This window comes from Streptomyces changchenzhani (assembly GCF_039766235.1).
GTDB lineage: Bacteria > Actinomycetota > Actinomycetes > Streptomycetales > Streptomycetaceae > Streptomyces.
This window is the reverse complement of the sequence record NZ_JBDHNH010000025.1, coordinates 1-20475: the sequence shown is the minus strand read 5'-3', so window position 1 is coordinate 20475 and position 20475 is coordinate 1. Positions and strand designations below refer to the sequence as shown.

Here is a 20475-nt window from a genome sequence, read left to right as displayed (position 1 = left end):
CCGGAGGACAGTTCCTCATGACCACCCCCTCACCGACCGCAGCCCTGCCGGGCCGCGTTCTGGCCATCGCGGTGTGCAGCGCGTTCCTCGTCGGCCTCGACTCGATGATCACCGTGCCGCTCATCCCCGAGATCGCGGCCGACACGAACACCGCCGCCCGGGCCGGCGGCCTGTTCGTCAGCGCTTACGCACTGCTCTTCGCCCTGGTGGCACCGCTGTGCGGCGCCATGTCCGACCGCCTCGGACGCCGCCGGATCCTCTGCATCGGACTGGTGATCTTCGCCCTGGCCAACCTCCTCACCGGCGTGGGAAGCGACTTCGCCTTCATCCTCGTCACCCGCGCCGTGGCCGGCGTCGGCTCGGCCATGATCATGCCGAGCGTCTACGCCATGATCGCCGAGAATTTCCCGTTCGAGCAGCGCGGCAAGATCATGGGCATCGTCGTGGCCGGACTGCTCAGCTCCACCGTGCTCGGCGTACCGCTCGGCTCCTACCTGGCCTACCTGATGGACTGGCACGCCGCGTTCTTCGCCGTCGCAATTGTCGCCGCCCTCGTCTATCTCATGGTCCTCGTCCGCCTGCCGGCCGTGGCCCCCAAGGACCCACAGGAGCGGGCCCCGGGTAACCCGGTGGCGACCTACCTCGGCATGATTCGCCGCGCCGTCACCACACCCGCCCTGTTGTGCGTCCTCGGCTCGACGCTGCTGTGGAGCGCAGCCCTGTACGGCATGTTCTCGAACATCGGCGTCTTTTTCGCCGAGCGCTTCGGCTTCAACGAGGCCCAGACCGGATTCGCGATCATGGGCTCCGGAGCGGGCAGCATGGCCGGCGCTCTCCTCGGCGGGCGGATCGCCGACCGGCTGGGCAAGCGCCGGGTGCTCGTCGTCGCCGCCCTAGTAACGGCCGCGGGAGTCAGCGCGGTACCGCTGATCGGAGAGCACCTCACCGCCGTGCTCATCGTGTTCATCCTGTGGGGCACCGCCGTCGGCGTCGGCCAGCCCGCCCTCAACGCCCTGGTGAGCGAGCTGCGCCCGGAGATGCGAGGCACGGCGCTGGCCCTCAACGGCTCGGCCCAATACGCCGGAATGATGCTGGCCACCAGCATCGCAGCCGCCCTCCTCCAGGGCAGCGTCTCGTTCAGCGTGATCGGCGTGCTCTGCGGAGTCTGCGCCCTGGCTGTCCTGCCCCTGCTCGTCGGGGTCCGGGTGACAGCACCCCAGGACGCCCAGGCCCGGCCCGCGTCCCAGAAGGAGACGACAGCATGAGTGCTCCCACCGACCAGGAGACGGTCCTCGGAAAGATCCTCTTCGAGAAGTTCGTCGACCTGTGGAACGGCGAGATCGACTTCGCGGATACCCCGGACTTCATCGCCGACGAGTTCATCGTGCACAGCGCCGAACTAGCCCGCTACCTCGGCTTCCCCGACTCCAACCAGATCACCACCCGGGACGGGCTCCTCGACTGGGTCCGCGCCGTGCGCCTGCTGCTTCACGACGTGCAGTTCACCACAGACCCCGGCCCCCTCCGGGACGGCGACTACGTCGCCGGGGGATACACCGTCACCGGTACGTACGCCGGCGGAGCCCCCACCGCGACTGTCGAACCCGGCACCCCTGTCCGGTATACGGGCATGTCCATCGTCCGACTGGAGGGCGACAAGCTGGCCGAGTACTGGGTGCTCTCCGACGGCCTCGGCCTCCTGTGCCAGCTGGGAGCCGTACCGACCCCCCAGGCACTAGTACCCCCAGGATGCTGATCAAAATGTCTGAGATATCCCTTCTGCATGACCTGCTGGACTCGGCCGCCGAGCAGTGGCCCGACCGCCCCGCCGTATCTCGGCTCGGCTCGACCGCGACCTTCGGCGAGGTACGGGACGCGAGCCTGCGGCTCGCCGAATGGCTGCACTCCGAGGGCGTGCACCGCGGCCGACGGCTCATCATCTCCCTGCCGTCCGGCCCGCTCGTCCCCGCACTCGTCTTCGCCGCCTCACGCATCGGCGCGGTCTACACGGTCCTCCACGAGAAGGTCCTCGGACCGCCGCTGGAGCACGTGCTCGGCGACTGCGAGCCGACCCTCGTCGTGGCCGACGACACCGCGGTTCTGGAGACCGTCCGCGCCCGGGGTATCACGGCGGTCCCCGCCTCCTACGCCGCGGCCAAGGCCTTCCCCGCCGCCGACGGACCAGCGCCCTCCGGGGAACAGCTGCCCACGCCTCTCGCTGTCGACCCGCTCTCCCTCATCTACACCTCGGGCACCACCTCGGCACCCAAGGCCGTTGTGAGCACCCACCAGCAGGCCGTCTTCGCCGCCCAGGCGATTCAGCAGGTCCTGAACTACCGCGCCGACGACGTCGTCTACTGCCCCCTGCCACTGTCCTTCGACTACGGCCTCTACCAGCTCTTCCTCGGCGCGCTCGGCGGATCCCACGTCGTGCTGGGCAGCGCCGCCGAAGCCGGGCCCGCGCTGCTGCGCAACCTGCTGGAGAGCGGCGCGACCGTACTGCCGGCCGTCCCCTCGGTCGCCGAATCACTGGCCTGGCTGCTCAAGCGCGCCTCCCGGCGCCCCGCCCTGCGACTGGTCACGAACACCGGGGCAGCCCTGTCGACCGAGACGCTCAACGCGCTGCGCGCGGCGATACCAGAGCTGAAGGGGCAGGTGATGTTCGGGCTCACCGAGTGCAAGCGCGCCACCATCATGCCGCCGGACGGCGACCTGGAGCACCCGGGATCCTGCGGCCTGCCGCTGCCCGGCACCGAGGTCTTCACCGTTGACGACGAGGGAAACCGGCTGCCCCCCGGCGAGATCGGCGAGATCACGGTTCGCGGCCCGCACGTCATGTCCGGGTACTGGCAGCGCCCCGAACTCAACCTGGAGAAGTTCCCGCGCCGCGACGGCCTGTTCCCCGAACTGCGGACCGGCGACTACGGCTGGCTGGACGAGGAGGGCTACCTGTACTTCTCCGGCCGCCGCGACGACCTCTACAAGGAGCGCGGTTTCCGGGTCAGCGCGACCGAGGTGGAGGCTGCGGCCCACCGCATTCCGGAGGTCGTCTCCGCCGTAGTCCTCCCGCCGTCCAAGAAGAAGACGGCGCTCCTCGCCGTGGTCACGGACTTGGACCCGCAGGATGTCCTGAACCGAATGCGCGACCAGATCGAAGAGTTCAAGATCCCGCGCCGTTGCGTGGTCCTCGACGCCCTCCCCCTCAGCCGCAACGGGAAAGTCGACCGCAAGGAACTGGTATCCCTCCTCGCGGACCGTGCGCAGGGCGCCCCCGCGGGCCGCTCCTGAACCGCCCACCCGCTCCCCTGGCTGGGGGCCGGGGGAGCGCAGTTCAAATCCTGTCGTCCCGACCTTGGGGCTGAGCGCTGTTCAGGTGGCCCGGGGCAGGTCGGCGGTGCCGGTGATCTGCTCCAGGCAGTGAAGCGGCGGGTCTTTTCGTCTCGATAGTCAGGTGCGGTGAGGCGTTGGCGATGGGGGTCGGAAGTGGGGTGAGGGCCCGGCTGTCGCGTCGGGTGGGCGCCGGTTTCCACAGTGCCGGTGGGGTGCAAAGTTCATCGGGTGGGCTGTTGGTGCTGGTCAACCGGGGTTCGGGAGGACTTCCAGTCGCTGGATCGCATCGGTGATCACGTCGGTCAAGGACCAGTGGCGGGTGAATTCGAGGTGCCGGCGCCGATGCGGAGACCGCCGACCTCGGAGACGAGCAAGGATCGGACAGCCGGACGCACGCAGGTTGAGCTGAGGCATCAACCACCTCCCCGCCTCCCCTCCCACATCCGCTACCCTGTCCTGGGCTGCTCTTCGTAGCAGCCCAGGACCTTGCCGAGATTGGCTGAGATCTCACTCAGAGAGTTCTCAGCCACCTTTTACGCAGGGCCCGCCTCCGTAGCTCAGGGGATAGAGCACCGCTCTCCTAAAGCGGGTGCCGCAGGTTCGAATCCTGCCGGGGGCACCATGCCTGACCAGGCAAAACGCAGTTGAAGGCCCCCTCGGAGTGATCTCCGAGGGGGCTTTTTCATGTCCCGGGGGACAAACGGGGGACAGCGCGTCAGGCCGCGTCCGAGGCCTCAACTGGGGGGACAGGAGGCAAGACAAGGTAGAGATGGCGGCCGTCGTCGCCGCCCAGATCAGGCTCGATGTCCTCGGGCGCCTCCTCCTCGATCACCGTCTCCTCCTCAGCGATCGCTTTCTCTTCCTCGGCCACTGAGCTCGCGGGAGGTTCGGCCACTTCGGCTGCGGATGCCGTCTCGGGATCATTGGGCTGCTCGGCAGCGTTGCGGCGCGGCACCAGCTCGACGGGTGCGTTGGCCGCTGCCTGCTCGAACTGCGGCATCAGCGAGGTATAGGTGTCGGCGGTCAGTTGGTAGCTGCTGTGGCCGAGCAGGGCCTGGATGGCCTTCATGGACAGGCCGGCTGCGAGGCTGAGAGACGCGGCGCAGTGCCGGAGGTCGTGCAGTCGGACGGGCGGCAGGCCGAGGCGTTTGATGAGCCGCTCGAAGGCCTGGGAGACGTTGTCGGGGTGGCGGGGTCGTCCGTCCTCGCGGGTGAAGACGTAGCCGGAATCGACGTAGGGTCCGTACTTTTCCGGCTCGTCGCGGTGCTTCTTCTCCCACTCGGCGCGCTGGGTTTTCTGTACGTCGCGCCAGGCGCTCAAGAGTGCGAAGGTCGCGGAGTCGAGGGTGAGGGTGCGTTTGCCTGCGCGGCTCTTGGGGGTGTCCTCCCACACCTCGTAGGCCGAGTTGGTCACCAGTTGCTCGACGATCTTGACGACGCCCCGGGTCATGTCGACTTCGGTCCAGGGCAGGCCTGATGCTTCGCCGCGGCGAGGTGCACGGAAGACCATGAGGTGCCACATGACGTACATGGGGTGGTCGACTGCGGCGTCGAGGAACTCACCGGTCTGCTCGGGGGTCCACACCATGACGCGGCTGGGCTTCTCGCCGGTGAGCTTCCAGCGGGCGACGCGTTCGTCTGTCCAGACGAGGGCTTCGGGGCGTTCGTACCTGGGGATGGTGACGTTCTTCGCCCAGTTCTCGGTGATCAGCTTCTCGGAGACCGCGTCGCCCAGGGCTGCGGCGAGGGTGTTCTTGTACTTCTTCTGTGTGCCGGGACCGGTGTCCTGGCGGGGCTTGGTGCGGGCTTCCTTGAGTGCCGCCTTGGCTGCGTCCCACCGCTGGCGGAAGTGGTGGGAGCGGGGCTTGGGTGCCTGCTTCCACGCGCGGTAGGCGTCGTCACATTCGGCTTTGGCCTGCTGGGCGGCGATCCGGTTGACCTTCTTGACCTTGTTGAACGCCCAGACCTGTTTGAACATCTCCTGGATGTGCCGCTCGCGGAGTTCGCGCATCGTGAGGTGGCCGAGGGCCGGTATGAAGACGCGGTCGATGTAGTCGCGGTAGTCGCTGCGGGTGCCGCGCTTGAGGTCGACGCGCTTGTCCAGCCAGCGGTTGAGGTAGGCGGCGACGGTCTCTTTGGAGTCGATGTCGATGCCGTAGGTGGCTTCGTCCCAGAGTTTCTGGGCTGCTTCCTGGGCCTTCTTCGAGGTGGGGAAGCCGCCTTTGCGAGGCCGGCGGCGTTCACCTCCGGGGCCGTCGGGGAGGTTGAGGTAGTAGTACCAGGAGCCGTGATCGCGCTTCTTCAACTGTGGGCACGTGGACCCGATTTCGCGGACCTGCGGTGCGCCGTTCGCTTCGAGGATTGGCTGACCTTGGTCGTCGACCTTCGGCTCGGTGCACTTGCATCGGCGGTAGGTGCTGCCGTTGAACACGCGGAACCCCCTGGTTTGGGCTGGATCATCCTTACGTGTCCTGATCTTGCTGTAACGAAGGAGATGCTTCCTTGGCCGCCGTATGCTTCCGGTCAGGTGGCGCGGGGAAGAGGGATGTGACCACCTATGACCTCATCTGTGACTGCCACTGCTGTGCCCGCTCGCACGCGGGGCGGCATGTCTGTTGAAGAGTTGCGGTCCCTGCCTGCCGCGGTGAGTGTCGCGACGGCTGCGCGCGCTTTGGGGATCGGGACTGACAAGGCGTACGCGTTGATCAAGGCGGAGAGGTTCCCTGCGAAGACGATTCCCGTGGGTGAGACGCAGAAGGTCGCGACGTTGAGCCTCTGGGAGGCGCTAGGGGTGTCTTCTTGAGGTGATGCGTTGCGTCCTATGGGCTCGGCTCGCTGCCCCGTCAGGGCGGCCAGTCGAGCCCATATGCACTGGCCGAGGATGTGATGGCCACATTTTCAGGATGACGTTGTTTACACATCAAGGGTTGCAGTGACGTGCGCCACATGTCGCCTGCGGGTTGACCCTCTGACGTGCACGAACGCCCTTACGCCTGGGGGCTTACTGCCCGTCAAAGCCGTGGCAGCTATACATTCCAGATATCGTGACCTATTACGGAGCTATTCGATCGCTAAGTGGCAGGCGATCAGGCTCCCGATGTGGGATGGAGACTCATGGCGCGGCTGTCTGGCTACCAGAGCCGCGGGGTGTTGCACCCCGCGGAGGCCGATGCCCTGCGTAAGGCCACGTCGCGGCTGTTCGCCAAGCAGAGCAGGGCTGAGACGTGCCGCTGGATGAACAAGCAGGGCTATCGCACCACGTTCGGCAACGAGTGGGCTCCCGAGGTCCTGGTCCGGGTACTCAGCCACCCGCGTATGGCTGGCCTGGACGATGAGGGCAACCCGATCGAGGACTTCGGCGCAACGGTCCTGACTCCGGATGAATACCGGCGCCTGCTGGAACTGTTCGCCGAGCAGAAGAGCCAACAGCCCGAAGCCCGGGACGCTTTCGACTACCTACTGACCAGCGGCCTGGCGGAATGCGGCAGATGCACGTACGACATGGTCGGAACTCGGGTGACCGGCGACGCCGACCCGTCCTACCGCTGCCCGCCGCCACGGGTGGGGCAAGCCTCGTGCGGACGGGTCCGGATGAACGCCGACCGGCTCGAAGGCACGGTGGCTGAGGAAGTGCTCGCTGAACTTCTGCGGCCGGGAGCGCAGGAGCACCTGGTGCGGCTGCTGGCTGACATCAGGGCCGAAGCCGAGCGCCTCCACGAGCACATTGGCGGCGCGGAGAAGCGGTTCAAGGAACTGGGCAGCATGCGTGACGTGCTGGTGCCTGCCGCGTACGCCGCCGCAGAGAAGGCCACGAAGGATGACCTGCGCCATTCCCGCACCCGGCTGCGGTTCTTGGAGCAGATGACGGATCTCCCGATCGAGGGCGTCACGAACTTGGTGGAGTGGTGGAATTCGGCACCACGCTCCTCGCAGCGCGCGCTGACCTGTGTGCAGATCGTCAAGGTGCGGGTGCTGGCAGTGGGCCGCGGCAAGCACCGCGATCCGAGTGAGCGGATTCAGGTCGACTGGCGCAAGCCGTCCGCCTGATCTTCAGCGGCTGTCCCCCGTCGTTGCACTCCCGCGGCCCCACGCCCAGCTACCGGCCCTCTCGGGCGTGGTCAGGGATGAGCACCTGTGATGTCAGTGGCGGCTGCCAGGGTGACGCCCATGACGATCAAGGATGTAGCCCGACATGACGTGAGTGAGCGGAGTATCGAGCAGGCGCTGGAGGACATCCAGCGGCGGACCAGACGCCGCTGGCACACGTTGCAGTACGACTGCTACTCCGATGCGGAGTTGCAAGCGATGCGTGACGACCTCCTCGATCACGTCGCCGCCCGCACGGTGGCGGACCCCCAACTCGGCATCACCTCGTCACGCATCGTCCTGCGCACTGCGACGGAGTGCGCCCTGGGATTCCTGGACCTTGGCTGCTATCCGGACGGCGACCAAGAGATCGTCTTTCCTCTCGTCGGCGAGAGGATCAGCAGCGAGGACAAGGACTTCGGGGCCGTGGTGGAGCACGCATCCACCGCGAGGGACTGGCTGGACGCCTTCGCGTTGTGCGTGATCAGCGGCATGGTGTGGGAACGGGACCGTGTTATCGGGTTGCTGCTCCGTGACCATGCGTCCACGATCCACGACGGGGTGCCGTACTCGAAGCTGGAATCAAAGTCGGATCCGGCGGAACTGGCGGAGATGTGCGCCCTTTCCTGCTACCTGGCCAAGGCCCGTGGGCACCTGCCTCGGGACTGGCCGTCGGTGACGTTGTGCATGCCGGCGGTCGACGAGCGTCTCGATGCGGCGCTACGCCTGAATGCCCTCGGCGCCTTGACGCTGGATCAGCAACTGCTGCGCGTGCTCTTGGAGGATGACCAGCCAGCCTTCGAACAGGCCCTGGCGCATCGTCTTGTCCAGCACCGGGAGAGCGCACCCCCCGGTGCGGCGCCCCGCAGCCTGCTGCCGCAGAAGACCATCGTCCTGGCCGCACTGGCAGTCCAGGTGCACGGCTGGGACTTGCGCGTCCAATCTGCCTACCTGCCGCAGGCCTTGCTGAGTGCCCCGGAAGGCGCGCCGTCGGTCAGCAAATGAATGGGCGCCCTCACCCTCATGTTCGCCAGGTGAAGCCGTGGTTCGACGAGGTCCAGGCAGTCATGGAGACGGACGACTTCGAGCGGTTCGACGCGGCCTACGACCGTATCCCCCCAGGAGTTGACGTGCGTGTCACCTTCCGGCCCGGTGGCCGACTTCCTCCTGCACATCGACGGCGACGAGGCTTGGTTCCGCTGGAGCGAGGAGCCGGTCGGAGGTTAAAACTCAAACTGACGACCGGAGCAGCGCGCGTTCGGGGACGCAGCACTGCCCGCGGGCGTGCGGGGTCGATCTTCTGGTTGCTCAGCTCGCCATGGGGTGAGACTCGGCTGCGGGCACGACGCACATGAATCTTTGGCTGTAGTCGCTGAGCGGTGCATAGGCGCGGAAGACGACTTCGAACTCCTCGTCCCCGTGGCCAGCGAGGTAGAGCCAGCGCCGGTCGCCGTCTGGGTGGGTGACGGTCGTCAGGTCTTCTTCGAGGATCCTGCGCGCCGTCTTGTCCCGCTCCTTGATCTGGGCAATGACCTCGGCCAGGCGCTCGTTCTCCGGGTGCGCGCGGGCACGCAGCCTGAGCTGGGAGGCCATGGGCTTGGCCCAGTCCTCTTCCCAGTTGATGAGCTGCAGGCGAGCCTCGGGGAAGGACAGAGCCCAGATCATGACGTTGATGCCGTGCTTCATCCACGGCCAGTCGCGTTCGCTCGCCTCGTTGTAGAGGAGCACGTCCCACGCGAAGTCCGAGAGGTAGGCCGGCCAGGGTTGGACGCGGATAAGGGCTGCGGTAGTCGGGTCGAGGTTCGAAGCGTCCGGCCGGTACAGGAGCGGGGGCTCCTGGTTGGTGGCGTAGACGAACAGGGTGTGGCGCTGGGCCGGGGTGAGGTCGAGTATGCGCACGATGCGCTGCAGCCACTCCACGGAGGGATTGCTGGCGCGGCCGTGCTCGAGGTCGCGAACCCAGGTCGTGGACACTCCGGTGAGCTGTGCCAGCTCGACCTGCTTGATCCCGGGCTTACTCCTGGGGCCGAACCGGGCGGTGAAGCCCGGCACTTGGTTGGGGTCGCGCTGGGCGCGCCAGACCTTCAGGAAGCGGCCAATCGCTGGCAGAGGTGTCGACATCCGCGTATTACTCAATCTTTGGCAGGTAAAGGCATAGGAAAGACTTATGGGACTTTAACGCCTACGTAATGGATCACGAACGCCATCGCCTGTTACCCACCTCACATGAAAGATGCCCATACATGGACAGATAGGGGCGAGATGAGAGATGGAGTGTCAGCGAGGGTGGCGCAAGTCGCGGTTGCGGCCACTTTCGGACCGCGGCGACGTGGCTGAGGTAACTGACCGACCAGTGCAAAGTAAAGGGGTCTTAACGGATCCCTAACGGGACGTTCCTGACGAACCGCCAGCGCGGCTCGGCGCACCCAGCCTGGCCACGGGCGGCACCGCATCCAGTCCCAAGAGGTGACACCCCATGAGCCGCAGCGTCTTCATCACCGGTGGTAATCGAGGCATAGGTTTCGAGATAGCCAAGGCCATGACGGAGGCAGGAGACCGGGTCGCGATCACCTATCGCTCCGGGGAGCCGCCGGAGGGCTTTCTCGCCGTCCAGTGCGACATCACCGACCCCGAGCAGGTCGAGCAGGCGTACCAGCAGATCGAAGCCGAACAGGGCCCAGTCGAGGTGCTGGTGGCAAACGCGGGCATCACCCGCGACGCGCTGCTGCTGCGCATGCCGGAGGAGGACTTCGCCGCTGTCATCGACACCAACCTCACTGCCGCCTACCGGGTCGCCAAGCGCGCCAGTCGCGGCATGCTGCGCGCCCGCTCCGGCCGCCTGATCTTCATCTCCTCCGCTGTCGCCATGCGCGGCGAGGCGGGGCAGTCCAACTACGCAGCCGCCAAGGCCGGGTTGATCGGCTTCTCCCGCTCCCTGGCCCGCGAGCTCGGCTCGCGCGGCATCACCTCCAACGTCGTCGCCCCGGGCCTCACCGCCACCGACATGACCGCGGTCCTCACGGAAGAGCGCACAAAGGCGCTCCTGGCCCAGATCCCGCTCGGCACCGCCGCGCGCCCCGAGGACATCGCAGCCGCCGTCCGCTTCCTCGCCAGCGACGCGGCGTCGTACATCACGGGCGCCGTGCTGCCGGTCGATGGCGGAGTGGGCATGGGCCACTGAGCCCACGCCCCCAGGCGCCCGGAAGGTAGAGACGTCGGATACGACTGTCGGGGGCCGGGCCCTGGGGCCGGCGGCTGCACCGCACAACGGGCAGCCGCCAACTACGCAGGACCACACGGGGCCGGTCCTGACGTCACGAGGGGGCGGAAGTGATTGATGCGCAGCGCATCGTGGCGCTCGCAAAACTGCCCAGTCCGAAAGGAACGGGCACCGACCAGAACGACAGCATTGAGATCGTCCGCGTGCTCAGCGGCCTGCACTGCGAACTGGACCAGGCAGCGAAGCCGATCCGGTGGAGCAGCGGGCTATGCGCAATGCAGCCGCTGGAGAGCGGAGCTGACGGGGCACTGATCGCCGTCGAGGACGCGGCACGCGTCTGTGCCGTATGCCCGATCCGCAGCGACTGCCACGCCGCCCTCACGGCGGGGGCGCCCGCAGGAGTATGCCAGTGGCTTGAGCGAGCAGGCGGGGGCGGCCGCCCGCTCGCACCGTGAAGGACTGACCGCCCTGTGGGCGCCGGGGGCCACCCGGCGCCCACAGGTGTTTCCAGAGCTCAGAGCCCCCATACCGGACGTGGTCGAGGTCACTTCCCGGGGGTCTGCCGGGAGTGGACGCCCTCCCTGTCGAGAGTAGAATTAAGATACAAGGTGAGGGCAGGGAACCGCACCGACTATCTCTTGGAGTTCCAGTGCAGCGCGTCCTGAAGATGTCCCAGGTCCACCGCAACCCGCGCCAGCCGCGCGAGCACTTCGACCAGGACGCGCTCAACGAGCTGGCCAAGTCGATCGACAACTACGGCCTCATGCAGGCCATCGAGGTCCGCCCCGACAACCAGCAGGGCGGCTACGAGATCGTCGCCGGAGAACGCCGCTGGCGCGCCCACCAGATCCTCGGCCGCACCAAGATCCGCGTCACCATCACGTCGGAGAAGAGCGAGATCCAGCGATTCAAGAGGTCAATGTCGGAGAACGTCACCCGCGAGGACATGACGCCGTTCGAGGAGGCACACGGCTACCAGCGCATCCTCGACGAGGAGGAGGGATCCACCCTCGAGTCCGTGGCCGCCGACTTCAGCAAGACGACCACGTACGTCAAGCTGCGCCTGGCACTGCTGGACCTGCGCATAGAGATCCAGCAGCTGGTTCAGGACGGAAAAATCGGCACACAGGCAGCCGTGCAGATCGCCGCTCTCAACCTCGCCAACCAGGGCGCAGTCCTCTCAAAGTTCGTACGCGGGGAATTCGCTGCCGACAACGAGATCGTGCACTTCGCCTTCGCGATGAAGCAGCAGCAGGACCAAGCCGTCCTGATGATCATCGAGGAGATGACGGAGGAGCAGCGCACCGAGCGCGCCACCGCACAGAAGAAGACCCGCACGACACTCGACAAGGTTGAACACGTGCGTGGGCTGCTCGACGAGATCGCCCGTACCGAGCCGATGAAGCTCGCCGAAATGCTCGACGGACAGGTCGGGGCACGCCTGGAGCAGCTCGACCGGGTTGCCGAGTCGCTGACCAAGGCGCGCTTCCAGCTCAAGCAAGCCAAGGCGCACGCCGAGGCGAAGTCTCTAGTGACGGTCAACCCCGAGGCCGAAGCAGACAGCGACGGCCAGCAGGCAGACGACGCAGAGCGCGAGCCGGCCGCAGCCTGACAGCCGCAGATCCCGGGGTGCGAGGCGCGCACCCCGGCGGGGCGTGGCCGCACACACCTCGCCCGGCCACGCCCCGCCTCACCTACTACTTCACCTTCCAGGAGACAGCTCCGCCATGCACTACACCGCACCGCTCAGCCGTTCTCAGGCCGTACAACTCGGCGAGGAGGTCGGCATGATCCTCGCCTTCGCCACGAACGCCCTGCACCACACGCACGGCGTGGACATCGACAAGCTGATGCAGGCCTTCATGTCCTCGGCCGCGCTGGACCTCACCGCAGCCCGGTACTTGAAGGTCCTTGAGGAAGGCCACCGCCCCGGAGAAGCCGCGGGCCGGGCCGGGGCCGCGCTCATCCGCGACTGGGCGGACGCGGTCCGCGAATCCCGCAGCCGCCAGCAAGCGACAACTCCCGCCGCCCCTGCTGGGGAGTCAGCCCAGTGACCGCCGGTACGGGCAAGGACTGGACGGGCATGGGGCACGCCGAGTTCGACGAATCGGCCCCTAACCAACTGCCGGTACCGGCAGGCCCCGTACGCATCCCGGCCAAGCCCGATGCGTACGGCACCGCAGCCCTGTTCGGCGAAGCGGTCCCCGAGCCGCAGCCACGCCGCGAACGACCGGTCAGGCCGGGCGATGCCGACGGTCAAGACGAACTCTTCTGAACTGCCCAGCACAATTCGGGCCCCCGTGCCCGAGGACGTCCAGACCCTGCTCGACGACGTCCGCAACGCTCAGCACCGGCAGCGTGTCTGGTCGCACGCGCCGGAGAACACCAGCTCTACCCCGGCAGCATCGCCACACTTACGCCGCAGGCTTTCAGAGTGGCCTCCCCACCGATAAGTGGAATCGGCTTCGGAGTCGACCACCGGCCAGCGGTGACCTGGCTTCGCTCATGATGAAAGACGCGAACCCCCGGCGACGGAAGGCCACGCGGCTGGGCGGTACTCCATCTCGTACTCATCGCCCACGGCAATGGTGCGCGTGAACCCGGCCTTTCGGTAGAACGCCTCAGCCCGGCCGTTCTCTTCGTGTACGAACAGCCGCACGCGGCTCACACTCTGCGCCAGTCCCCAGCCGACCGCGGCTCGGAACAGTTCCTGCGCCACGATGCCGCCCCGGCGTTCCTTACGCACGAAGACGCCAACCATGTGGGCCTGGCGCCGCTCGATGCGCTGTCCAGTGAAGTCCTCCCTCCCGGGCTCTTCCACCAACGCGGTCACCGTCCCCGCCCAGTCACCCAGGGGCCCCTCGGCAACGAACTGCCGGTTCGGCCCTCCTTCAGCGCCCCCGGCGGTGCGGTCCTTCCAGAAATCGTCGGTCTGAGCCCGGGCCTGCTCGTAGGTCTCCAGAAAGGCTATGGGAGCCAGCGGATCTCTCAACGCCTCCAGACGTAGCTCCTTCACAGCAGGCCAGTCCTCCACCCGCACTTCCCTGATCACGTAGTCGCTGCTCATGCCGCCCATGGTTCGGTCGGCCAGGCATGCCCGCAACTGATTTGGAGATCAGCGAAGCTCGCACTGCCTGGATCGGAGAGACACTTCCTAGGTCGACTCACGGTCGTGGCCCCTGATTGGCAGTGGCCAGCTTGGAGTGGCCGAGCACTTGGCCCGCATTGAGGCCGGGAGCCCCGCAATCCAGCCCGAGCCGGCACAGGGCAGCTTGTTCGCCTCGCGCCCAACCAACCGGCCCTGACCTGCCGCTACTGCACCCGAGGTCACATCAGGGAGCTGGACACCCCACCATCAGAGAGTAGAATTAAGCTACAAGGCAAAGGGGTGGGACACTCCGGCCGGCAACCAGGAAGGGACAACATGCTCACCGCTCCGACCGTCATAGACGCCTACAAAGCCCTCGGCATCGCAGCTCCCGCATGCGACGACTGCGAAGGGGCGGGCATGGTCACCTACTACCACGGACCGTACGAGCACCAACGGGACTGCGACCGCTGCCACGGCATCGGTCGGAGCCTCCCCTGCCCGCACTGCACCGACGGCACTCACGCCGGGACGGACGAGACCTGCGCAACCTGCGACGGGTACGCCTCACTCTGCTGACCTCAGATAGGTCGCAACCAATAAGGAGATAGATCGTGAATCTTGGAGACTCCCTCACCTCCCAGGCCCTGGCCGCGGGCCAACGCGTCACACCCACCGCAGCACCGCCCGGCACCATCCGCCTGGCTGTCGTCCTCACCGACGGCAGCATCCAGCACTTCGAGCGCCCCGCCACCGGCGACTCGAAGAACTGGCGCGCCACCGACTTCGAAACCGCGGGCGGAGGCTGCGCCTTCGACGAGCCCGTCACCGCCGAATGGGGCCACGCCCTCGACCTCTTCACCCACGCAACAACTCGCTGAACAGCAAGGAGACACCGAGTGAGCCTTGAGATGCGCACCGCCGTCACGCCAGCCAAGCCTGTACCCACCGGCAAGCTCCGCCCGTTCGGGCAGGTGGTCAACCATGCCACCGACCCCATGACGGGAGAAAGGCTCAACATGGTCCGGTGGGACGGTGCGCCGAAGGCGCTCCCGTACTACGACGACGAGCTGGCCATCGTCGACTGAGCCCTCCCACGACCCTAAATAGGTCGCGATACAGAATCGTGCTAAGTTCTTGATCGTTGTCGAGCCCAGGCACGGCCCGACCACCCACCCGACTTCTGGACGGGCAGCGACCCCCCGCGCCCCGCCCGCCCAGAACGGCTCGTCCAATACGAGCCACCCCTCCGGCCGGGACCCGCACCCCCACGCGGGTCCCGGCCGATCCCACGGAGACCGCAGATGCCTGCTGGAAACACCGGATGCGACGACGACCTCTACGAAGCCCTCATCGCCGAGCGATACGGACGGCCGATGAGCGAACTCCTCCAGGAAGAAACCCGGCACCCGCTGCCGGAACTCCTCAAGGAACGACACCGGCGCCCCGCACCCACACCGCCCCAGCGAATACGCATGCCGCTGGCCCCGGACCCCGAAGCAGCAGCGCACCGGGCCATCCTCGAAGAGGCAATCGCCCCCCGGCCCCGCCAGAGGACCGCGTGACCGAGGAGCAGTTCCGTCGGCACGTCCGCCAACTCGCCACCCTCCGCGGCTGGACCCTCGCCTACCACACGCACAACTCCCGAAGGTCCGACGCCGGATGGCCAGACGAGGTCTACGGCCACCCCAAGGCCCAGCGGACTCTGTTCGTGGAGTTCAAGTCCGACACCGGGCGCCTACGCCCCGAACAGCGCGAGTGGCTACAACACCTCGCCGACTCCGGGCACGAAGCAGCCCTGTGGCGGCCAAAGGACCTCGCCCAGATCGTCAAGATCCTCTCCCCCGACGGGCCCCGTGCACAACTCCCCGACAGCCTCTGACAGGAGACCCCACAGCCCGTGCTCGACCACCCCGACCGCCGTTCCGACACCCCGCCCGCACCCGGATCCATCTGGTGCAACTCCTGCAACAGCTGGTTCAACATCATCACCAACACCTGCCGCTGCAACCACCGCTAGCCCACACAGCAAGGAAGAGACACGTGAGTCACTCTGGTCGCGCAGCCGTAGCGGCGCGCTCCGCGCCCACCGAGTCCACCCGCGACCAGAGCGCCCCCAAGGACGCGGGCCTGACTACCGAACAGGCCCTGGCCGAAATCGCCCGCCTCGCCTATACCCTCTGCGACCACCTCGCCGACGACCAATGGCGAACAGTTGACCAGATCCGTCACCTCGCCGAGACCGCACACCCGAGCACCGGAGCCTCCTGATGCACGCCCGCTTCGAAGCCCTGCCCGCCCAGCGCCGCAGCCAGGAGGCTTACGACACCGCGCAGGCACTGCGCGAGCGACCCGGCGACTGGGCCCACGTCGACAGCCACCCCAATCTGAACCGGGCCACCAACCAAGGCCACCGCATCCGCACCGGCAAGCACACCGCCTTCCGGCCGGCTGGTGCCTTCGAAGTCCAGGTCCGCAGTACCGGCGACGGAACCGCAGCCGTCTACGCCCGCTATATCGGCACTCTTGAAAGCCGGACTGGACTCGCTGACCAGCCTCCCGAAGTAGTCATTGAGGCACAGCCGTGACCGGCCTCAGGGGGAAGCAGGCCTCGTGACGGATCTCCATCTGACGGACGACGGGACAATGGGAGGGCACAGCCCGTGAAAGGGTCTGGCCGGGAATTTCGTGACGGTCACGATTGCAGCAGGGCGCGGAGGCGGTCAGAGCAAGCCGCTGTTCCGCCGATGCCCCACCGTGCGGTGGGATCCTTGTGGTGGGCGCGGTCTAGGGTCGTAGCGATCCGCTCGTCTGCTGTGTGAGGTGTCCCCCGTGTCAGTGCCTGTCCCCGATCCGTCCGTCGCCCACTTCGGCCTGGATGGCATGCGCCGGTTCGCCGTCACCGCCGCATACGCGGCACACGTGCCGGAGCTCGCGAGAGAGACCCTTACGGAGGCGGGCGTGCCGCTGCACGTGGCGCCCTACTTCCTGGCCTCCGGGACGGCCGACGCCCTCGCACTGGGTGTGTTCGCGTCGCATCAGAACAGGTCACGTCCGCCGGCCGAGCTGGACAGTTGGCTGCGGATCGGTACGGATGGGCTGGCCCACCTGTGTGTGCGGCCCGACGGGGCGGTGCAGGCCGTGTTCCTGGAGTCCGATGACGACGACATGTTCGTCAGCAGCAGCGTCATGGCGTTCAACGCCGCGCTCGCGGCGCTGGACAGGCGCCTGCTGGTCATCGCTGCTTCATCGGGGCTGTCGGTGGCGGCTGCGGCTTTCCGGGAGTTGAACGCGGAGCTTCGGCAGATCGATACAGAGGCGTTCGCGGAGCGTGAGAGCTGGTGGCCCCGGGTCCTGGACGATGTGCGCCACACCCTCAACTTCCCCTTCTCCGCGGCGTTCGAGTACGTCGATGAGGCGGGCCACAAGCAGATTGCCACGGCGATGACCGGGCCCGGGCGGGCGCATCCGGAGGAGTTGGTGTGGCAGCGCCTCACCGGCGAGGGCATCGCGCCGGACCAGGTGCGCAGGGTGTACTGCGAGCTGGAGCCGTGCATGATGCCGGGGCACTATTGCGCGTCCTGGATGCAACACACCTTTCCTGCGGCCGAGTTCACGCACAGCTTTGACTACGGCCTCGATGCGGACTCCCGTGAGGCGGGCCTGAAGGAGCTGATCACGCACGCGGCTCAGCAGGCGCGCGGCCAGTGAACACTGGCGCATGGGCGCGACCGGCACAGGGCAGGGAGCCGGCCGCTGCCGCGCTCTTGGCGTGGCTGGCGGATCCTGCTGCGCCCAGGCTGTGCCTGGTATCGGGCGGTACAGGCTGCGGTAAGTCCGCGCTGCTGGCCTGGCTGGTACAGCATGGCTCCCGTCCGGGCACCGTGCGGGATCGGGCGGTGCACGCGGTCGTGCCGCTGACCGGGCACGGGGTGCTCGGCACGGTGTGGACGCTGGCCGATCAGCTCGGTGTGGTGGCCCGGTCTCCTTCAGAACTTGTCGCCGCTCTTCAACACGACCAGCGCCGCACCGTCATCGTCCTCCCGGACCTGCACGCGGCAGATGATGCCGCGGCCCTCGCCGAGCTGGCGGTCGCGCTCGCGGATGTGGAGCACGTCCGGCTGGTCGTCGAAGCGCGCAGCGGACACCGCGTACTCCCCCTGCTGGGCGCAGCCGGTCCGGCGGTGATGGACCTCGACGAGGCGCAGTGGACGGAGCCGGCCCGGTACGAAGCCCGGCTCGCCGCGCAGGACCGCTCCGGGCCGCACCCGGCCGGAGGCCGACCCGCGGATCCGCTCGCCCCGTTGCCGGATCTGGAGGATCCGGCTGCGGTGTGCGCGGCGGACCCGGTGCATGTCACTGCCGCCTACGAGGTGGATGGGGCGCCGTACGGTGGACTGCGCGCAGCGTGGCTTCGCGCGGGGCAGTCACTCCTTCACCACCAGCCCCCCGCCGAGCGGGCACTTGTCCTGCTGACGGCCCTGGGCGATGGCGCGGACCCCCGACTGGCGCCCGAACTGGCGCAGCTGGCGGCCGGCGCATCGTGGGAGCTGGTCTGGGGCCGGGTGTGCGGGGACATCAGCCCTCCATGGCCCGGCCCGGTCTTCGCGCTGACGCTGGGGAACGGGCCGTTGGAGGGCCAGATCCTGTTGTCCGATCATCAGGGTGTGCTGCGGACCGTGGCCTTGTCCGACGCTGTCCCCACCGGGCGTCTTATCCAGCGCATTCCCCAGACCATGGCGCTCAGCAGCCTGCCGGACGGCACGGTCTGGGCCCTCGACAGCCAAGGGAGCCTGCATACACAGAAGCTGTCGGCCGCGCGCCCGGTCTCCGGCCTCACGGCACTCCTGGACGACGGGCCCACGCCGGTCGAACAGGCCGCCGATGCGCTCACCACGCTCCTGGCACAGACATCGGGCACAGCGATGGCGGCCACCGAGAACCTCGCGGCCCTGGCCGATGCCTCCGGCACCGTGCACACGCTAACCATCGGGGCCCCCGACGCAGCCCCGCGCACGGCCCTCCTCCACGAGGGGCCCGTTACGGCCCTGGCCGCAGTCGACCTGCCACTGGGCGAGAGCGGACCGAGCGTGCCGCTCCTGTACAGCGGCGGCGCCGACGGCCGGGTCCGAGTGTGGGCGCCGGAGCAGGAACCGCTGGCTGCTCCTGTTGCCGAACGCTCCTGCCCTGTTGTTGCGTTGAGCTGCGCGCATACGCCGGTGGGCCTGGTGCTGGCGGCCGGCTGGGCGGATGGTCTGGTCGAGTACCACCGTCTGGACGCCGGTGAAATGCGCTCCTTCCGCCCCGGACCGCCGGTCAGCGGCCTGGCCGTAACTCCTGGCGGTCACCTCGTGATCGGCACGGACGAGGCGGTGTTCTGCCTGCGTCCTCGATAACACGCCACCCCGTCGCTCATGTTCGCCCGGTATCGATCGGTACCGACCGAAAGCCGGGTTGACGGCCCCTCATATGACCGTAAGGGTGACAGGACTTGATCACCGAGGGGGACGCGTCGCATGGGGAGGAAGCTGCCCGACGAACTCGTGGAGGTGCTTGATCTCGTCGGCGTCCAGTGGCCCAACATCGACGAGGACGAGGTACGGGACTGCGCCAAGGACTACCGCCACCTCGCCGACGGCCTCCGCGATGTCGTGAAGGAAGGCAACAACGCCTGCTCGCACCTTGTGGGCGGGCGCAGCAAAGGCGAGACCGTCACCGCCATCGACCGCCGCTGGGGAAAGCTCACCAGCAAAGACCTGGCCACCTTCGCGAAGGCACTGGACGATTTGGGTGACGCCCTCGACGACTGTGCCGTTCTGGTCGAAGGCTGCAAGATCGCGTGCATCGCCGACCTCGGGACGGCAGCCGCCGCAGCCACCGCCGGCGCCATCGGCATGTTCTTCACTGCTGGCGTCAGCGGAATCGTGACTGCCGCAGCCATCGTTGCCTGCCGGATCGCGCTGCATGAAGCCATCGACTACGCGGTCGGCGAGATCACGTCCATAGTGACGGACAAGATCGAAGCCAAGATACTCGGCAAGATCGAAGAGGTGTTCAGCGATCACCTCGGCGCCGACGACAACCCCGCCGACTACGTCTCGGGCGGCGCGGGCATGGCACAGGACCTCGTCATTGAGTTCGACGAGTTCGACCGGGCGACAGGCGGCTACAAAGAGACCCGCGACAACTTTGACAAGAAGAAGGGCGACCACAAGGGCGGTGGCGGCAAGCGCCGCAGCTCGGTCAAGAAGGACAGCCGCTTCCACAAGCTCGCCAGTGTCATGGACAAGGCCGAGGACGCCGTCGACAAGAAGGCCGACGAGACAGTCAACATCCTTGAAGAGCACGGCGGCAAGATCGACGCAAGCAAGAAGGACCACAAGAAGAACGACGAGGACATCAAACGAGAGTTGGACCGGTGCAAGGTCAAGGAGGGCGACGACGTCCCCATGTACCTTCTCAACGCCGACGGAACCGTCAAAGAGCTTTTTGCCGACGGGCGAACTGATGACGTCTCCAAAGGGGACAAATCTGGCATCGGGAACATCCTTGAGAAGGACGGCACGGTATGGCGCCACAGAGGAGCCAGGGGTAATCCGTACCCGGTGCCAGCGCCCCGCACAGGCCCGAAGGTCGCCTCGCGAAAGATCACCCCCGGAAGCACTGACCTGTCGCGTGCTACCGAGATCGCTCGCTTCGCGAAAGACGACTACGGCGGGACAAATTTCGCAGCTGGACGATACATCAGCCC

23 protein-coding genes and 1 tRNA gene are annotated in these 20475 nt (G+C 67.3%); 21 read left to right on the top strand and 3 right to left on the bottom strand.

Features of this window, described 5'->3' with window-relative positions; all coding sequences use genetic code 11:
• The first annotated feature begins 17 nt into the window (after positions 1 to 17).
• From ABCR94_RS38550 to ABCR94_RS38535, 4 genes are all read left to right on the top strand, one after another.
• Positions 18 to 1265 carry an MFS transporter gene (locus ABCR94_RS38550; RefSeq protein ID WP_347126103.1) on the top strand — a complete coding sequence of 416 codons (1248 nt, stop codon included), beginning with the start codon at positions 18 to 20 and terminating at the stop codon, positions 1263 to 1265.
• The gene (locus ABCR94_RS38545) at positions 1262 to 1756 is read left to right on the top strand and encodes an ester cyclase (protein ID WP_347126102.1); all 495 of its coding nucleotides are present in this window, start codon (positions 1262 to 1264) and stop codon (positions 1754 to 1756) included. The genes ABCR94_RS38550 and ABCR94_RS38545 overlap by 4 nt, the downstream gene beginning before the upstream one ends.
• A 5-nt stretch (positions 1757 to 1761) precedes the next feature.
• Entirely contained in the window at positions 1762 to 3288 is a 1527-nt protein-coding gene (locus ABCR94_RS38540; RefSeq protein ID WP_347126101.1) for a class I adenylate-forming enzyme family protein, read from the top strand.
• A 588-nt stretch (positions 3289 to 3876) separates the two neighbouring features.
• A tRNA-Arg gene (locus ABCR94_RS38535) sits at positions 3877 to 3952 on the top strand.
• Positions 3953 to 4045: 93 nt separating this feature from the next.
• Here ABCR94_RS38535 and ABCR94_RS38530 read toward each other — a convergent pair.
• Positions 4046 to 5761, bottom strand: coding sequence for a site-specific integrase (locus ABCR94_RS38530; RefSeq protein WP_347126100.1), 1716 nt, complete (start codon positions 5759 to 5761; stop codon positions 4046 to 4048).
• 683 nt (positions 5762 to 6444) lie between these two features.
• Between ABCR94_RS38530 and ABCR94_RS38525 the strand changes: the two genes are divergently transcribed.
• Both ABCR94_RS38525 and ABCR94_RS38520 read left to right on the top strand, forming a co-directional pair.
• A complete protein-coding gene (locus ABCR94_RS38525) occupies positions 6445 to 7377 on the top strand; it encodes a recombinase zinc beta ribbon domain-containing protein (protein WP_347126099.1) in 933 nt (310 codons plus the stop codon).
• A gap of 120 nt (positions 7378 to 7497) precedes the next feature.
• A complete protein-coding gene (locus ABCR94_RS38520) occupies positions 7498 to 8421 on the top strand; it encodes an immunity 49 family protein (protein ID WP_347126098.1) in 924 nt (307 codons plus the stop codon).
• Positions 8422 to 8724: 303 nt separating this feature from the next.
• Here the strand turns inward: ABCR94_RS38520 and ABCR94_RS38515 are convergent, their stop codons facing one another.
• A complete protein-coding gene (locus ABCR94_RS38515; RefSeq protein WP_347126097.1) occupies positions 8725 to 9537 on the bottom strand; it encodes a helix-turn-helix domain-containing protein in 813 nt (270 codons plus the stop codon).
• A gap of 355 nt (positions 9538 to 9892) precedes the next feature.
• Between ABCR94_RS38515 and fabG the strand changes: the two genes are divergently transcribed.
• The 5 genes from fabG (at position 9893) to ABCR94_RS38490 (ending at position 12911) form a co-directional block, all read left to right on the top strand.
• On the top strand, positions 9893 to 10597 hold the full coding sequence (gene fabG / locus ABCR94_RS38510) for a 3-oxoacyl-ACP reductase FabG (RefSeq protein WP_347126096.1): 705 nt from the start codon (positions 9893 to 9895) through the stop codon (positions 10595 to 10597).
• A 149-nt stretch (positions 10598 to 10746) separates the two neighbouring features.
• The gene (locus tag ABCR94_RS38505; RefSeq protein WP_347126095.1) at positions 10747 to 11091 is read left to right on the top strand and encodes a hypothetical protein; all 345 of its coding nucleotides are present in this window, start codon (positions 10747 to 10749) and stop codon (positions 11089 to 11091) included.
• Positions 11092 to 11285: 194 nt separating this feature from the next.
• Positions 11286 to 12248 carry a ParB/RepB/Spo0J family partition protein gene (locus ABCR94_RS38500; protein ID WP_347126094.1) on the top strand — a complete coding sequence of 321 codons (963 nt, stop codon included), beginning with the start codon at positions 11286 to 11288 and terminating at the stop codon, positions 12246 to 12248.
• Positions 12249 to 12363: 115 nt separating this feature from the next.
• A complete protein-coding gene (locus tag ABCR94_RS38495; RefSeq protein ID WP_347126093.1) occupies positions 12364 to 12690 on the top strand; it encodes a hypothetical protein in 327 nt (108 codons plus the stop codon).
• The gene (locus ABCR94_RS38490) at positions 12687 to 12911 is read left to right on the top strand and encodes a hypothetical protein (protein WP_347126092.1); all 225 of its coding nucleotides are present in this window, start codon (positions 12687 to 12689) and stop codon (positions 12909 to 12911) included. Before ABCR94_RS38495 ends, ABCR94_RS38490 begins: the two co-directional genes overlap by 4 nt.
• Positions 12912 to 13139: 228 nt before the next feature.
• Here ABCR94_RS38490 and ABCR94_RS38485 read toward each other — a convergent pair whose 3' ends face one another.
• Positions 13140 to 13703 (bottom strand): GNAT family N-acetyltransferase, encoded by a 564-nt coding sequence (locus ABCR94_RS38485; RefSeq protein ID WP_347126091.1) that lies wholly within the window; start codon positions 13701 to 13703, stop codon positions 13140 to 13142.
• Positions 13704 to 14060: 357 nt separating this feature from the next.
• On the opposite strand from ABCR94_RS38485, the gene ABCR94_RS38480 reads away from it, so the two are divergent.
• The 10 genes from ABCR94_RS38480 to ABCR94_RS38435 form a co-directional block, all read left to right on the top strand.
• Positions 14061 to 14303, top strand: a complete 243-nt coding sequence (locus ABCR94_RS38480) for a hypothetical protein (RefSeq protein ID WP_347126090.1) — start codon at positions 14061 to 14063, stop codon at positions 14301 to 14303.
• 35 nt (positions 14304 to 14338) lie between these two features.
• Entirely contained in the window at positions 14339 to 14605 is a 267-nt protein-coding gene (locus ABCR94_RS38475) for a hypothetical protein (protein WP_347126089.1), read from the top strand.
• An 18-nt stretch (positions 14606 to 14623) separates the two neighbouring features.
• A complete protein-coding gene (locus ABCR94_RS38470; RefSeq protein ID WP_347126088.1) occupies positions 14624 to 14812 on the top strand; it encodes a hypothetical protein in 189 nt (62 codons plus the stop codon).
• 216 nt (positions 14813 to 15028) lie between these two features.
• Positions 15029 to 15289 carry a hypothetical protein gene (locus tag ABCR94_RS38465; RefSeq protein ID WP_347126087.1) on the top strand — a complete coding sequence of 87 codons (261 nt, stop codon included), beginning with the start codon at positions 15029 to 15031 and terminating at the stop codon, positions 15287 to 15289.
• Positions 15286 to 15606, top strand: a complete 321-nt coding sequence (locus ABCR94_RS38460) for a VRR-NUC domain-containing protein (RefSeq protein ID WP_347126086.1) — start codon at positions 15286 to 15288, stop codon at positions 15604 to 15606. Before ABCR94_RS38465 ends, ABCR94_RS38460 begins: the two co-directional genes overlap by 4 nt.
• Before the next feature lie 161 nt (positions 15607 to 15767).
• Complete coding sequence (locus ABCR94_RS38455) at positions 15768 to 15995, top strand: hypothetical protein (RefSeq protein ID WP_347126085.1); 228 nt, start codon at positions 15768 to 15770, stop codon at positions 15993 to 15995.
• The gene (locus ABCR94_RS38450) at positions 15995 to 16312 is read left to right on the top strand and encodes a hypothetical protein (protein WP_347126084.1); all 318 of its coding nucleotides are present in this window, start codon (positions 15995 to 15997) and stop codon (positions 16310 to 16312) included. The genes ABCR94_RS38455 and ABCR94_RS38450 overlap by 1 nt, the downstream gene beginning before the upstream one ends.
• A gap of 244 nt (positions 16313 to 16556) precedes the next feature.
• Positions 16557 to 17435, top strand: a complete 879-nt coding sequence (locus tag ABCR94_RS38445; protein ID WP_347126083.1) for a nucleic acid/nucleotide deaminase domain-containing protein — start codon at positions 16557 to 16559, stop codon at positions 17433 to 17435.
• A gap of 188 nt (positions 17436 to 17623) precedes the next feature.
• Positions 17624 to 19120, top strand: a complete 1497-nt coding sequence (locus ABCR94_RS38440) for a WD40 repeat domain-containing protein (RefSeq protein WP_347126082.1) — start codon at positions 17624 to 17626, stop codon at positions 19118 to 19120.
• Between the two features lie 120 nt (positions 19121 to 19240).
• Positions 19241 to 20475, top strand: a 1235-nt coding sequence (locus tag ABCR94_RS38435) for a WXG100-like domain-containing protein (RefSeq protein WP_347126081.1), incomplete at its 3' end; no start/stop codon positions are given.